General features: G+C 67.7%; 14 protein-coding genes. 9 read left to right on the forward strand and 5 right to left on the reverse strand.

Going from position 1 to position 13,943, the window contains the following annotated elements; genetic code table 11:
- Positions 1-89 precede the first annotated feature (89 nt).
- From OG474_RS28445 to OG474_RS28455, 3 genes are read left to right on the forward strand one after another with little or no spacing between them, the layout of a single operon-like run.
- Positions 90-1,412, forward strand: a complete 1,323-nt coding sequence (locus OG474_RS28445) for a bifunctional o-acetylhomoserine/o-acetylserine sulfhydrylase (RefSeq protein ID WP_405056651.1) — start codon at positions 90-92, stop codon at positions 1,410-1,412.
- A 5-nt stretch (positions 1,413-1,417) separates the two neighbouring features.
- Positions 1,418-2,509, forward strand: coding sequence for a homoserine O-acetyltransferase (locus OG474_RS28450; protein WP_405056652.1), 1,092 nt, complete (start codon positions 1,418-1,420; stop codon positions 2,507-2,509).
- Between the two features lie 23 nt (positions 2,510-2,532).
- Complete coding sequence (locus OG474_RS28455) at positions 2,533-3,219, forward strand: FUSC family protein (protein ID WP_405056653.1); 687 nt, start codon at positions 2,533-2,535, stop codon at positions 3,217-3,219.
- Positions 3,220-3,227: 8 nt separating this feature from the next.
- Here the strand turns inward: OG474_RS28455 and OG474_RS28460 are convergent, their stop codons facing one another.
- Positions 3,228-3,926: a hypothetical protein gene (locus OG474_RS28460; protein ID WP_405056654.1), complete on the reverse strand. Its 699-nt coding sequence runs from the start codon at positions 3,924-3,926 to the stop codon at positions 3,228-3,230.
- A 56-nt stretch (positions 3,927-3,982) separates the two neighbouring features.
- Here OG474_RS28460 and OG474_RS28465 point away from each other — a divergent pair, with 56 nt between their 5' ends.
- Positions 3,983-5,002: an alpha/beta hydrolase gene (locus tag OG474_RS28465; RefSeq protein ID WP_405056655.1), complete on the forward strand. Its 1,020-nt coding sequence runs from the start codon at positions 3,983-3,985 to the stop codon at positions 5,000-5,002.
- 148 nt (positions 5,003-5,150) lie between these two features.
- Here OG474_RS28465 and OG474_RS28470 read toward each other — a convergent pair whose 3' ends face one another.
- Positions 5,151-5,543, reverse strand: a complete 393-nt coding sequence (locus OG474_RS28470; protein WP_405056656.1) for a hypothetical protein — start codon at positions 5,541-5,543, stop codon at positions 5,151-5,153.
- Here OG474_RS28470 and OG474_RS28475 point away from each other — a divergent pair.
- A complete protein-coding gene (locus tag OG474_RS28475) occupies positions 5,542-6,501 on the forward strand; it encodes a helix-turn-helix domain-containing protein (RefSeq protein ID WP_405056657.1) in 960 nt (319 codons plus the stop codon). The genes OG474_RS28470 and OG474_RS28475 overlap by 2 nt on opposite strands.
- Here OG474_RS28475 and OG474_RS28480 read toward each other — a convergent pair.
- Entirely contained in the window at positions 6,488-7,138 is a 651-nt protein-coding gene (locus tag OG474_RS28480; protein ID WP_405056658.1) for a DUF1345 domain-containing protein, read from the reverse strand. The two genes, OG474_RS28475 and OG474_RS28480, sit on opposite strands and share 14 nt — an antisense overlap.
- A 42-nt stretch (positions 7,139-7,180) precedes the next feature.
- Entirely contained in the window at positions 7,181-7,603 is a 423-nt protein-coding gene (locus OG474_RS28485; RefSeq protein ID WP_405056659.1) for a MarR family winged helix-turn-helix transcriptional regulator, read from the reverse strand.
- A gap of 96 nt (positions 7,604-7,699) precedes the next feature.
- Here OG474_RS28485 and OG474_RS28490 point away from each other — a divergent pair, with 96 nt between their 5' ends.
- From OG474_RS28490 to OG474_RS28500, 3 genes are read left to right on the forward strand one after another with little or no spacing between them, the layout of a single operon-like run.
- Positions 7,700-9,589 carry an ABC transporter ATP-binding protein gene (locus OG474_RS28490; protein ID WP_405056660.1) on the forward strand — a complete coding sequence of 630 codons (1,890 nt, stop codon included), beginning with the start codon at positions 7,700-7,702 and terminating at the stop codon, positions 9,587-9,589.
- A 39-nt stretch (positions 9,590-9,628) separates the two neighbouring features.
- The gene (aroQ, locus tag OG474_RS28495; protein ID WP_405056661.1) at positions 9,629-10,222 is read left to right on the forward strand and encodes a gamma subclass chorismate mutase AroQ; all 594 of its coding nucleotides are present in this window, start codon (positions 9,629-9,631) and stop codon (positions 10,220-10,222) included.
- Positions 10,222-11,040, forward strand: coding sequence for a M55 family metallopeptidase (locus OG474_RS28500; RefSeq protein WP_405056662.1), 819 nt, complete (start codon positions 10,222-10,224; stop codon positions 11,038-11,040). The genes aroQ and OG474_RS28500 overlap by 1 nt, the downstream gene beginning before the upstream one ends.
- Positions 11,041-11,703: 663 nt before the next feature.
- Here OG474_RS28500 and OG474_RS28505 read toward each other — a convergent pair.
- Positions 11,704-12,525 (reverse strand): DeoR/GlpR family DNA-binding transcription regulator, encoded by an 822-nt coding sequence (locus OG474_RS28505; protein ID WP_405056663.1) that lies wholly within the window; start codon positions 12,523-12,525, stop codon positions 11,704-11,706.
- A 380-nt stretch (positions 12,526-12,905) separates the two neighbouring features.
- Between OG474_RS28505 and OG474_RS28510 the strand changes: the two genes are divergently transcribed.
- A complete protein-coding gene (locus OG474_RS28510; protein ID WP_405056664.1) occupies positions 12,906-13,943 on the forward strand; it encodes an autoinducer 2 ABC transporter substrate-binding protein in 1,038 nt (345 codons plus the stop codon).

Below are 13,943 nucleotides of genomic sequence, written 5' to 3' on the forward strand. Positions count from 1 at the left end.
AGATTGAGTCCAGTAAGTCGATCCAGTTAGTACCTTTTGCCTTGCTGATTGTGATTTGGCCTGCTGTGACTTCCCGAGAAGAGGAACCGATGACTGAGACCGCGCCCAGCTGGTCGTTCGAGACCAGGCAGATCCATGCCGGGCAGACGTCCGACGCGACCACCAACGCCCGTGCGCTGCCGATCTACCAGACCACGTCGTACACGTTCGACAGCACCGATCACGCGGCCAGCCTGTTCGGGCTGAAGGAGTTCGGGAACATCTACACCCGGATCCAGAACCCGACGCAGGACGCGGTCGAGCAGCGGATCGCGAGTCTCGAGGGCGGTACGGCGGCACTGCTGGTGGCTTCCGGTCAGGCGGCGGAAACCATCGCACTGCTGAACATCGCCGAGGCCGGCGACCACATCGTGAGCAGCCCGAGCCTGTACGGCGGCACCTACAACCTGTTCCACTACACGTTCCCGAAGCTCGGGATCGAGGTCTCGTTCGTGGAGGACCCGAACGACCTGGAGTCGTGGAAGGCCGCGATCAAGCCGAACACCAAGGTCTTCTTCGCGGAGACGATCGCGAACCCGAAGAGCGAGATCCTCGACATCGAGGGTGTCGCTGACGTCGCCCACGAGTACGGCGTACCGCTGGTGGTCGACAACACCGTCGCCACGCCGTACCTGATCCGGCCGATCGAGCACGGCGCGGACATCGTCGTCCACTCGGCGACCAAGTACCTCGGCGGCCACGGTACGGCGATCGCCGGCGTGATCGTCGACTCGGGCAAGTTCGACTACGCGGCGAACCCGGAGCGCTTTCCCGGGTTCAACAATCCGGACCCGAGCTACCACGGCCTGACCTACGGCCGCGACCTCGGCGTCGGTTCGGATCTCGGCAACCTGGCCTTCATCCTCAAGGCGCGCGTGCAGTGGCTGCGTGACATCGGTGCGGCCGTGTCGCCGTTCAACGCGTTCCTGATCGCGCAGGGCCTGGAGACACTGTCGCTGCGGATCGAGCGGCACGTCGACAACGCGCTGCAGGTCGCGAAGTGGCTGGAGGCGCGGGACGAGGTCGAGAGCGTCGCGTACGCGAGCCTGGAGTCGTCGCCGTGGCACGCATTGGCGGCGAAGTACGCGCCACGCGGTGCGGGCGCCGTGGTGGCCTTCGAGATCAAGGGCGGGGTGGATGCCGGCAAGCGGTTCGTCGACGCGCTGCAGCTGCACAGCCATGTCGCGAACATCGGTGACGTGCGGTCCCTGGTGATCCACCCGGCCTCGACCACGCACAGCCAGCTGTCGGCCGAGGACCAGCTCGCCTCCGGCGTCACCCCCGGCCTGGTCCGGCTGGCCGTCGGCATCGAGCACGTCGAGGACATCCTGGCCGACCTCGAGGTCGGATTCGCCGCCGCGAAGTCGGCCTGAGGTCGATGAGTGCCTCCGGGCGGCGTTTCGTTGCCGTCGGCGACCTTCTCCTCGAGAGCGGTACGACGTTGCCCGGGGCACGGATCGCGTACGAGACCTGGGGGAATCCCCAAGGTGACAACGCGATCCTGATCTGTCATGCACTGACCGGAGACGCACACGTGGTCGGCACGACCGGTCCCGATCAGCCGACCCCCGGATGGTGGGACGGCCTGATCGGCACCGGCCGGTACCTCGACCCAGCCGACTGGTACGTCGTCGCCGCGAACGTGCTCGGTGGTTGCCAGGGAACCACCGGCCCGTCGAGCGAGGCCCCCGACGGCCGTCCGTGGGGGAGCCGGTTCCCCGCGATCACGATCCGGGACCAGGTGAACGCCGAGGCCGCGCTGGCCGATGCCCTCGGCATCGATCGGTGGGCGGCCGTGATCGGCGGCTCGATGGGCGGCATGCGCGCCCTCGAGTGGCCGTTGATGTACCCGGATCGCGTCGGTATGGCGTTCGTCCTGGCCGCCACTGCCTATGCCTCGGCCGACCAGATCGCCTGGTGTGCGCCGCAGCTCGCGGCGATCACCTCCGACCCGGACTGGCAGGGCGGCGACTACTACGGCACCGGCCGTTCCCCGGCGGTCGGCCTCGGGATCGCCCGCCGGATCGCCCACGTCACCTACCGATCGGAGTACGAGTTAGCGACCCGCTTCGGCCGCTCTGCCCAAACCGGCGAGGATCCCGCCACCGGCGGCCGCTACGCCGTCGAGTCCTATCTCGACCACCATGCGACCAAGCTCGCGCGCCGCTTCGACCCCGGCTCGTACGTCGCGCTGACCCGCGCCATGAACAGTCACGACATCACCCGCGGCCGTGGTGATCTCGCCGCGACCCTGGCTCGGTTGCGGTCCCGCCTGGTGGTGGCCGCCGTCGACTCGGACCGCCTTTACCCACCGTCGCTCTCCGCCGAGCTGGTCGCCGCCTATCCGGCGGCCGACGGCGTGCACCCGATCACTTCGCCGTACGGGCATGACGGCTTCCTGATCGAACTCGACCAGGTCGGTGCCCTCCTTGTGAAGAGCCTGACAAAGGCAGATGCTGGATACAGATAGCCGCTAATGGGCACTGGACAAACATGCAGATGTACGTCGGGACGCGGTACTTCCGGATCTGGCGCGCAGCAGTCGGGGCGCTGGCCGGGATTGGTGTGTTGACGGCGCTGGTGTTCATCGCACCGGGCCCGAATCTGGCGGCGTTCGTGCTCGCCGCCTTCATGTCCGGCGCGATCTTCGTCGGTCTCGGTCTGTCCCGCGAGCTACCGCCGGCCGACGTGTTCCGCGCGGCTCCGCGCTGGGCGGCAGCCGGCGGAGGTTGTGGGCTGGCAATCATCGGGTACGGCGCGGCTGTCGGCCTGGAGGTGTTGCTCCTCCTCCTGCTGATCGCCGGTACGGCGCCGCCGGTCGTCGCGTGGTTGGGATGGCTCACCGTGGCCTCGGAGACCGAGCCCGTGCAGCCTCGGCCGGCGCGCAGGCCAGCCACCCAGGTCACCCAGCAACAGTCCGAGGAGTTGGATCTGCCCGAGCTGGAGGCCACGGATCAGCTGGGCGACATGACGGCCGCCGAGCTGTGCCTAGCCTGGCGCCGCAGTTTCAGCGAGCTGCAACGACGGTCGGATCACTGGTCCGCGACGATCGAGGTCCGCCGGGCCTACCTGGATGAGCTCGAGCGGCGATACCCCGACGAGTTCGCCGCCTGGATCGCGTCCGGGCCGCGCGCGGCCAGCGACCCGGCACGCTTCTTCAACCACGGCGTCGATCACTAACCCCACCGTCAGTCGGCGAGGCCCAGGCCGGTGAGGATCTCGGTGACGGTCCGGTCCGGAGGGGCAGCGGTGGTGAGACCGCGGATGCACGCGGTCATCACCATCTGGAAGTAGTCGCCGCTGGAGATGGCCGGCATCTCCGCCTGGACGGGCGCGAGGACCTCGTCGGCCGCGAGCAGCGCGTAGACCTTCTCGAGCTCTCGCTGGTGCGGGCCGTCGTGGTACGGGCGATGGCGTTCCTCGGCGGCGGTCAGGTTGATCGCGAGGGCGGCGACCGTCCCGGACAGCATCACGGCGCCGGGAGCGTCGTACCCGCGTCGTCCTAGGGCGGCGATCGCCTCGCGTTGCAGCCGCAGACCCGCGGCGCCGCGCGGGAACAGGCTCTGCAGATACGTCGCCAGTCCGGGCCGGTCGAGGACGAACGTCCGGAGTTGCTGGGCGAACGACAGCAGGTGGCTGTTGAGGTCGTCGGCCGGGTCGTCGGTGATGCGCAGGTCGGCGAGGACCGCCTCGCCGACGAGCGTCTCCAGGCCGAGCTTGCCGTCGACATGGCGGTAGAGCGCGGTCGGGGTGACGCCGAGCGCGCCGGCGACGCCGTTCACGGTGAGGTTCGCGAGGCCGAGGCGCAGCCCTTCGCGCTCGATGTCCGCGAGCCCGATCTGCGCCTGCCTGCCGCCGGTCTTACGCCGGGGTGTCGTGCCTGTCACAACCCTCCTCTGGGTCGGTCGACCCCTAAGTTATGGTACTAACTTAGATTGTCGCCGTGACCTACGGTGATGATCCCTACTCTCCCCAGGAGATCATGGTGAGTGAGCACCGCCCCACCCGGAGAACCCTGCTCAAGGCCGCCGGAGGCCTGACCGTCGCGGCCGGCCTCGGCGCCGGAACCATTCTGGCCACCTCGGCCGCGGCCAGCGCCGCCGGTGACGGATTCGGTCTGCACATCGTCGACAGCAACCAGGCCGATCCGCGAATGTGGTACTACCGCTTCCAGACCGCCGAGATCGGCTGGCAGCCCGCGGTGAACGTGCTGCTGCCGGACGGCTATCACGACAGCGGCGGTCGCCGTTATCCCGTTCTCTACCTGCTGCACGGGGGTCTGCAGGACTTCATCACCTTCGACCGCGAGGGGATCCGGGCGTGGACCGCGGGCAAGCCGCTCATCGTGGTGATGCCCGACGGCGGAAAGGCCGGCTGGTACTCCAACCCGGTCACCACCAACGTCGGCCCGCGCAACTACGAGAACTTCCACCTCAACCAGCTGGTCCGGTGGGTCGACGCCAACTTCCGCACGTACGACGAGCCCGCCGGCCGCGCCGTATCCGGCTTCTCGATGGGCGGCTTCGGCGCGCTCAAGTACACCGCGAAGTACTTCGGTCACTTCGCCTCCGTCAGCTCGCACTCCGGCCCGGCCAGCATCCGGCGCGACGGCGGCCTGGTGGCGAACTGGGCGAACGCGTCGTCGGCCGCGGTCGAGCTGAACGGCGGGACGATCTACGGCGTCCCCTGGGACGAGAACCGCGTCACGATGGACAACCCGATGCAGAACATCGAACGCTACCGCGGCAAGCGCATCTTCCTCGTCGCCGGCACCTCTCCCAGCTCAGACCCTGGTGACTACATCAACGAAACCCAGGTCCTGGCCGGCCATCGCGAGTTCCGCGCCGCGCTGGATCAAGCCGGCATCCCCTACCTCCACCACGAGGACGCCGGTGGCCACTTCATCCGCCACGACCGCATGATCGAAGACATCGACGGCATCATCAACCACCTCCGCACCTGACCCCACCCCTCGCCCAAAGGTGGGCCGCCTTCTCTTTGTGCACGCGATCCCACTTTGTGCACCCACCAACCATCTGGACGCGCCGGAAATGGTTGGTGGGTTCTCAAAGTTGGCGTTCGTGCCCAAAGGTGGGCCGCCGGGTTGGGGATCAGGCGAGGGACTCGGTGATTTTGCGGGTCATCTCGGTGAGGGTGGGGGACGGGGTGGACTGGTGGAGCTGGGCCGCCTCGAGGGCGATGGTGATGGTGGTGCGGAAGTTCTCCGCCTCGGCGGGGGACTGGGCCTCGAGGAGGGCGACGGCGTCGGCCAGGGCCGGGAGGACCTGGTCGGCCATCTCGGCGGTGTTCTTTCCCTTGAGGGGGATGCTGCCGCGCTTCTCGTTGAGGACGTGACCGACGACGCCGGTGGCCGAGGTCAGCGCCATGGTGCCGTTGGTGGCGATCTTGTGCGGCTTGTCACCGGCCGCGGCGAGCAGCGAGACGGCGCCGTACGCCGCGATGCGCAGAGTGGACTTGTCCTGGTCGTTGAGGGTGATCGTCATGATGAAATCCTTGCGTTCGGTTCGTTTGGCAACTTCTGAACAAGAAGAACCGTACGTTGCGTTTATAGATCCGTCAACACGCAATTTCGGCGTGTCTGAGCGCGAATATGGCCTGCATTGCAATGAAGCTGAGAGTGAATGCAATGCCGGGCTTTGCAATGAGATCGCGGTGAATGCATACTGGGCAGCGTCGCGACCAGACCGGCGCGACCGGATCAGGAGGCCAGGCCCGATGCCCGGAGGCAGACTCACCACCGAGGACCGTCGGCAGATCGCCGGTTGGCTGACCGAAGGACTCGGGTACGCCGAGATCGGGCGACGGCTGGACCGGCCCGCCTCGACCGTGATGCGCGAGGTCACCCGGAACGGCGGGCCCGACGGTTATCAGGCGGATCGCGCCGAGGAGGACACGCGGCAGCGCGCCCGCCGGCAGAAGGCGGAGGAGCCGCCCGCGCCGCCGATCGTCGATGACAGTCACGGCCGCGATCCGGCCGCCGTACAGGAGTTGGCGGATTCGTTCACCGAGCTGTTGGTTCAGCAGGGCTTGCCTCGGATGGAGGCCAGAGTCCTTACCTGCTTGAACATTACGGACTCTGGCAGTCTCACCGCCGCTGATCTGGTTCAGCGGCTACGTGTCAGCCCGGCGTCCATCTCGCACGCGATTGCTTTCCTTGAGCAGCAAGGGATGCTGCGCCGCGAACGCGACCCCGGCGAACGCCGCGAGCGCTACGTCATCGACGACGAGATCTGGCTGCGCAACCTGATCGCGTCCGTCCAGATGAACGAGGCCCTCGCCGCCTCGTCGCGGCGCGCGGCCCAGGTCCTCGGCGCCACCACCCCGGCCGGTCTGCGCTTCGAATCCTCGGCCGAGCTCGTGATGCTCGTGAGCGAGAAACTCCAGCAGGCCATGGAGGAATGGCGCGAACACCTCGCGGCCCGCGACGCTACTTCCCGGTGAAGGCGCCGATCGCGATCCCGAGGACGGCGGCGTTGTAGAAGAACGACATCACCGAGTGCCAGATCACCGCGTGCCGCACCCGCCGGTTGGTGATCTCCACGTCAGAGGTCGCGAACGTCGCGCCGATCGTGAAGGCGAAGTACGCGAAGTCGAGGAAGTTCGGCGTCTGCGTGCCCGGGAACGTGATGCCTTGTCCGTTGCCGAAGTAGATGTTCGCGTAGTGCATCGCGTACCCGAGATGCAGAATCAGCCAAGCCAGTACGACGGTCGCCGCCGCCAGCAGCCGAATCGTCCAAAGGTTCCACGAATCACCCTCGTCGATCGTGTCCACCAGCACGATCAGCTTGCCACTCGCCAGTCCGGCCGCACTGGCCACGAGCAGCGCCCCGAACCGCAGTCGCACAAATCTTGCCGGAAGCAACCATTTCGGCGCCACCTCGGCATCGGCCGCAGCCCGGCCGCGCCGCATGATCCAGACCTGCCGACTCAGAAACACGAGCCCCAGAACATCCCAGCCCACGAGCGCCTGGATGATCTGGGGGTCGGTGGTGCTCGGAATCCACAGCACCAGCAACAGCACGACACCGGCCACTGCGAGCAGTACTCGCGTGGCGCCGTCCAAGCGAACGCTCAACACAGTCGGATGCTAGCGATCGCCGTACCGGACGTCGGGGAGGTGTCAGTCGTCGGCGAGGCGGTTCAGAAGGCCTAGCAGCGTGGTCTGCTCGGCGGGGGTGAGGCGGTCGAGGAGGGTGACCATCGCGTCGCGGCGCTTGTGGCGCACGGTGGTGAGCAGGTCGGTGCCGGCGGGGGTGAGGGCGACCAGGGTGGCCCGGCGGTCGTGGGGGTCGGGCTGGCGGGCGAGGAGGCCGCCGGCTTCGAGGTCGTCGACGACCGAGGTGGCGGAGCGGGGGACGATGCCGAGCTGGGTGGCGAGCTCGCTGAGGCGGAGCGGGCGGGCGGCCTGGTCGAGGGTGCGCAGGACGCGGAAGCGGCCGTGGGTCAGGCCTTCGACGTCGTCCCGGGCGGCGCGGCGCTGCCGGCGGATGACGGCGTCCATCCGGGCGGCGATCTGTTCCGCGGTGTTGTCGGACGCGTTCACGGGGCGAGCCTATCGGCAGCGGGCTTGTGAGGTTGCCTCATAGTGAGGTAACCTCAGCATATCTGATCCTGAAACCGAAGGGCCTCAATGTCACAGATGTCTGGAATCCCGGGTGCGGGAGGCGGTGGCGGGCGGGCGATGCGCTCGCTGCTGAAGGACTCCTCCGTCCGGCACCACAAACTGTCCGCGGGCACCCTGCGCCGCATCGCCGGGTTCGCTGTTCCCTATCGCCGCTATCTGGCGGCCTTCCTGGTCCTGGTCGCGATCGACGCGAGCACGGGTGCGGCGACCCCGTTGCTGTATCGCGCGATCATCGACCGCGGCATCGTCCCCAAGAACACTGCGCTGGTCATCTGGCTCGCGCTCGTCGTCGCGTTGCTGGCCGTCGTCAGCAGTGCGGTCACGCTGGCCCAGCGCTGGTTCTCCGCGCGGATCGGCGAAGGACTCGTCTACGACCTGCGCACCTCCGTCTTCGACCACGTGCAGCAGATGCCGGTCGCCTTCTTCAGCCGCACCCAGACCGGTGCGCTCATCCAACGCCTGAACGGTGACGTCCTCGGGGCGCAGCAGGCGTTCACCTCAACTTTGTCGAACGTCGTGAGCAACGTCCTCAGCGTCACGCTGGTGCTGGCCGCGATGTTCGTGATGTCGTGGAAGATCACTCTGCTCGCGCTGGTGCTGCTGCCGCTCTTCATCCTCCCGGCCCGGCTGATGGCCGGTCGCTTGCGCGAGGCAACGGCCGAGACATATCGGCTGAACGCGACCATGGCGCAGACGATGACCGAGCGGTTCAACGTGGCCGGCGCCGTACTGTCCAAGGTCTTCGGCCGCACGGAAGACTCCTCGAAGGAGTTCGCCGACCGGGCCGCACGGGTCCGCGACATCGGCGTCACCACCTCCATGTACGCCGGAATCTTCCGGGTCTCGCTCACTCTGGTCGCAGCGCTCGCGGTCGCTCTCGTCTATGGCGTCGGCGGGGTGTTCTCGGTCCAGGGCGCGCTCGGGATCGGCACGGTTGTTGCCCTGACCGCCTATCTGACCCGGCTCTACGGTCCGCTGACCGCACTCTCGAATGTCCAGGTCGACGTGATGACCACGCTGGTCAGCTTCGAGCGGGTGCTCGAGGTCCTCGACCTGCCGCCGATGGTTGCTGACAGCAAGGACGCGAAGGAGCTCCCGCCGGAGGTCGAGCCGTCGATCGAATTCGAGCAGGTCCGGTTCCACTATCCGTCCGCGGCCGAGGTCTCACTCGCCTCACTCGAATCGGTGGCGACGCTGTCCGCCGAGACCGGTGAAGAGGTGCTCAAGGGCGTCAGCTTCTCGGTCCGTCCCGGCGAGATGATCGCCGTCGTCGGCCCGTCCGGTGCCGGCAAGACCACGCTCGCCTCGCTGGTCTCCCGCATGTACGACGTCACCGGGGGCGCGATCCTGATCGGCGGGCACGACGTCCGCGAGGTCACGCAGCGCTCGCTCCGTGACGTGATCGGCGTGGTCACGCAGGACTCGCACATGTACCACGACACGATCCGGTCGAACCTGCTGCTGGCCCGTCCCGAGGCGACCGAGACCGAACTGCACGAGGCGCTCGAAGCGGCCCAGATCGCCAACCTGGTCGACAGTCTGCCCGATGGTCTCGACACGGTGGTCGGTGATCGCGGGTACCGGTTGTCCGGTGGTGAAAGGCAGCGGCTGGCGATTGCCCGCCTGCTGCTGAAGTCGCCGTCGATCGTCATCCTCGACGAGGCCACGGCTCACCTCGACTCGGAATCGGAGGCCGCCGTACAGGCTGCTCTGGCCAACGCGCTCGCCGGGCGGACCTCGCTCGTCATCGCGCACCGGTTGTCGACGATCCGTAATGCGGACCAGATTCTCGTCCTCGACGACGGTCAGATCCGTGAACACGGCACGCATGACGAACTGCTTGCCGCCGGTGGTCTGTACTCCGAACTGCACGCCACCCAATTCGCCACCCCAGCGGCCGCGTAGGGTCGATGGGGTCAGCTGGGCTCAACGGTGGAGGCACGGATGCGACTGGTCGGGCGAGTGCTTTTGGTGGCGGCGATCATCGGCGGGGGGCAGATGGTGACACCCGCGTTCGCCGAGCCCAGTTCGACCTCGACCTCGACCTCTGTCGCGACCGTGCCGTCGCGGGTCGGGTTCGAGCAGCTGACCGACCTCGTCGTACGGCGGATCAACGTCGGCGATGACGTTGCCGCGTCGAAGTTCTTCAGTGGGAAGCCGGTCGACGACCCGGTCCGTGAGCAGCAGATCCTGGTCTCGGTCCGCGCGTCCGCCGTACGGCTGGGGATCGACCCCGACGAGACCGCCGCGTTCTTCCAGGCGCAGATCGACGCCAGCAAGGTCGTGCAGCGCGGTCTGCTCGCGCACTGGGCCGCGCACCCGGCGTCGGCGCCGACAACCGGCCCGGATCTCGATGCGGTCCGCAAGCAACTCGACCAGCTCACGGTCGACCTGCTCGCCGAGCTCGTCACGGTCGACCACCTCCGCTCCGGCCCTCGCTGCGACATCTCGTTGCTGCTCGCAACAATCCCCGCCGGAATCCACCTGGACCGCCTGCACCGCCAGGCGCTTGAGGTCGCGACCGCGACGGTCTGCTGATGAAGGTGTTCCTGTCGACGGACATGGAGGGTACGGCCGGGGTCGTCGACTGGTCGCAGTGCCGGGCGCCGAGCACGGAGTACGAGTACTACCGAGGTCAGTTGCAGGCTGAGGTGAACGCGGCGATCGACGGCGCGCTGGAGGCCGGGCCGACCGAGTTCCTGGTGAACGACTCGCACTCCACGATGCAGAACCTCCGCCCGGACGAACTGCACGGGCAAGCGAGCTACCTGTCCGGCCGGCACAAGCCGCTCTACATGATGCAGGGCCTCGACAGCTCGTTCGACGCGATCTTCTTCATCTCGTACCACGGCTCGGCCGGAGCGACGTCGTCCGTCCTCCACCACACCTACAACCCACGAGCGATCGCCGAGGTCCGCCTGAACGGCACCATCGCCGGCGAAGCCGCGGTCAACGCGCTGGTCGCGCAGGCCTACGGCGTACCGATCGTCCTGATCACCGGCGACCAGGTCACCATCGACGAGGCCCGCCCCTTCTGCCCCGATGCCGAGGGAGTGGTCGTCAAGCAATCCATCTCCCACAACGCGGCGCTCTCCATCCACCCGGCCCGAGCCCGCGACCTCATCCAAGACGGCGCCCAACGAGCCCTGGAAAACCTCACCACCGCAACAACCCTCTCCGGCGCTGCCGAGCTAACCGTCCGCTTCCACACCCAAGCCCACGCCGACCTGGCCGAAGCCCTCCGCAACACAACCCGCCAGTCTGAAACCTCCATAACCATCCACCACGAAGACCCCCTCACCGTCTTCCGCACCTTCATCACCGCCGTCTACCTATCCCGAGCCATCACCGACTAGCCCCCGCACTCCCCGTCGCCATCCCGGTGCACAACCCGTGGCCGTGAACAAGAACCGGTGGGCGTGAACAAGGTATGACCTGTGCAAGCCCCCTGCCGGGTGTCTCGACCCCGGAGTTGTGTCGCGGGTCGCGATGCCGGTGCAGAACCGGTGGGCGTGAACAAGGTATGACCTGTGCAAGCCCCCTGCCGGGTGTCTTAACCCCGGAGTTGTGTCGCGGGTCGCGATGCCGGTGCAGAACCGGTGGGCGTGAACAAGAACCGGTGGGCGTGAACAAGGCATGACCTGTGCAAGCCCCCTGCCGGGTGTCTTGACCCCGGAGTTGTGTCGCGGGTTGCGATGCCGGTGCAGAACCCGTGGGCGTGAACAAGAACCGGTGGCCGTGAACAAGGTATGACCTGTGCAAGCCCCCTGCCGGGTGTCTCGACCCCGGAGTTGTGTCCGCCGACCGCTGCACCGGCCTCGGCTGTAGCCCGTCGTCTGGGCTGACGGCCTGCGGTTGAGGTCGGCGCAGGGCCGTTGGACCGACCCTTGGTCTCGCGCCACCAGTTGTGGCGTGAGACACCTTGTGGTTGCCGGGGACCTGTTGCCATAGGTCTCCGGCCCCGACTTCTTGTCTCCGGCCGCCAGTGGTGGCGCGGGGCCGGCCTCGAGGCGGGCGGGTTAGAGGCGGCGGGGTGTGTGGTAGGTGGGTGGGTGTTCGGTGCGCCAGTCGTCGGTGGGGTCGAGGGAGGCGCGGACTATGCGGCCGGCGAAGGCGGGGAGCTCGGCGTCGGTGAGGCGGTCGTCGGTGATGACCAGGTCCAGCTCGGAGGCTTCGGCTATGAAGCCGACGCAGCGGGCGCCGAAGGCTTGGGAGCGGGCGAGGCCTACTCGGCGGTCGCCGGCTGACAGGAGGGCTCTGGCGGTGGAGACGTGCCAGGTGTGGGAGGTGGTGACGCCGGCGAAGGGGTGGATGCCGTCGACCTCGAGGAAGACCCAGTCGGCTTGCTGGGCGGCGAGGAACTCGGCGGTGGCGGCGCCGGAGACGACGGTGGAGCCGGGGGCGTCGCGGAGCTCGCCGCCGGCGATGACGACGCGGATGTTGGGCTGGCGGCTGAGGCGTTCGGCGGACTGAAGGTCGGTGGTGACGACCGTGAGGTCCTCGACGTCGAACAGGGTGCCGACCAGGCGGTCGATGCAGACGCCGGCGCCGAGGGCGATCCGGTCGCCGTTGCGGACCATCCGGCGGGCGGTGTGCGCGATCGCGTCGACGCCGCCGTCCGGGGCGCTGCTCAGGGCGACCGGCGGGCTGTCGACGGTCCGGCGCCGGACGCCGCCGTGCAGGCGCTCGACCAGGTCGTCGCGGACAAGGCCTTGCAGGTCGCGGCGGATCGTCGAGACGTCGACGTCGAGCCGGTGCGCGAGATCCTTGACCTCGACGTACTCGCGGCCCTCGACCTCACGGAGGATCGCCCGCTGACGCGTGTTCAGCCGTAACCGCATCCGTCGCCTCCCTCAGAGGGTGTTGTGGAGCTCCAGACCTACTGCGGGGCACTCGGCACGGCACCTGGCCGCACGGGCGCGATAGGCAAGATGCTCCGCATCTAACCCATCACTCCCGCGCACCGAGCTACCGCACCGAGCACCTCCTCGCTACGGCCTGGAGCTCCACAACACCCTCACGCTTTGGTGCACGACTGTAAACCATCGGTCACCAGGCCGTAAGGTCGCAACTGCCCGGAATCGGGTCGTCACTCAACCATTGACATAGACCAGAACCAGCCGCCAGAGTGAGGCACACTGCACGAATTCGTGCAGAAGTTCGTGCGGAAACGTGCGGACAAACAAGCGCTGGTTTACCACCGCGTCAGGAGGAGTTTCGCATGTTGAGGCCGTCACGGGTAGTGCCCGCCGTTGTACTGATCGCGATGCTCGCCGGCTGCGGCACGGTGGATCAGAGCAAGACGGCGCCGCCCGCCGGAAACCCCTCCTCCTCATCCAGTGCGGGCGGCGCCTACATCAACGTCGTGAAGCTGACCGGTATCGCCTGGTTCGACCGGATGAACCAGGGCGTCAAGGAGTTCGCGAGCACCGCCAAGGTGACCGCGACCCAGACCGGCCCCTCGACGAACAGCCCCGAGCAGCAGGTCAGCCTGATCCAGGGCCTGATCGCGCAGAAGCCCGCGGCGCTGGCGATCGTGCCGTCGGACCCGAGCTCGGTGATCCCGGTGATCAAGCAGGCCCGCGCGGCCGGCATCAAGGTCGTCACCCACGAGGCGCCCGCGCTCACCGACGTCGACGCGGACATCGAGGCGTTCGACAACACGACGTACGGCCAGACGATCATGGGCGACCTGGCCGCCTGCATGAAGGGCAGCGGCGAGTACGTCCAGTTCGTCGGCACGCTGACCGCCGCGACGCACATGGCCTGGGCGACCGCCGGGTACGAGCTGCAGCAGCAGAAGTTCCCCGGGATGAAGCGGGTGAGCGCACCGGTCGAGTCGAACAACAACGGCGACCAGGCGTACCGCAAGGCCAAGGAACTGCTCCAGGCCCATCCGAAGCTCGCCGGGTTCCAGGGCGGATCGTCCGAGGACGTCCCGGGCATCGCTCGCGCGATCAAGGAGGCCGGACTGCAGAACGACACCTGCGTGTTCGGCACCGGCGTACCGTCGCAGACCAAGGCGTTCGTCGCCGACGGATCGATCGACGCGATCTACCTGTGGGATCCGCAGCTGGCCGGCGAGGCGATGCTGAGCGCCGCCAAGTTAATTGTTGAAGGCAAGCAACTCGCCGCGGGCACCGACCTGGGCGTGAAGGGCTACGAGAAGCTCGCGGTCTCACCCCAGAACCCCAAGGTGTTCCTCGGGAACGCCCAGCTCAAGCTCACCAAGGCCGACGTCGGCAACTACGACTTCTGA

The organism is Kribbella sp. NBC_01505 (assembly GCF_045040285.1).
Taxonomy (GTDB): domain Bacteria; phylum Actinomycetota; class Actinomycetes; order Propionibacteriales; family Kribbellaceae; genus Kribbella.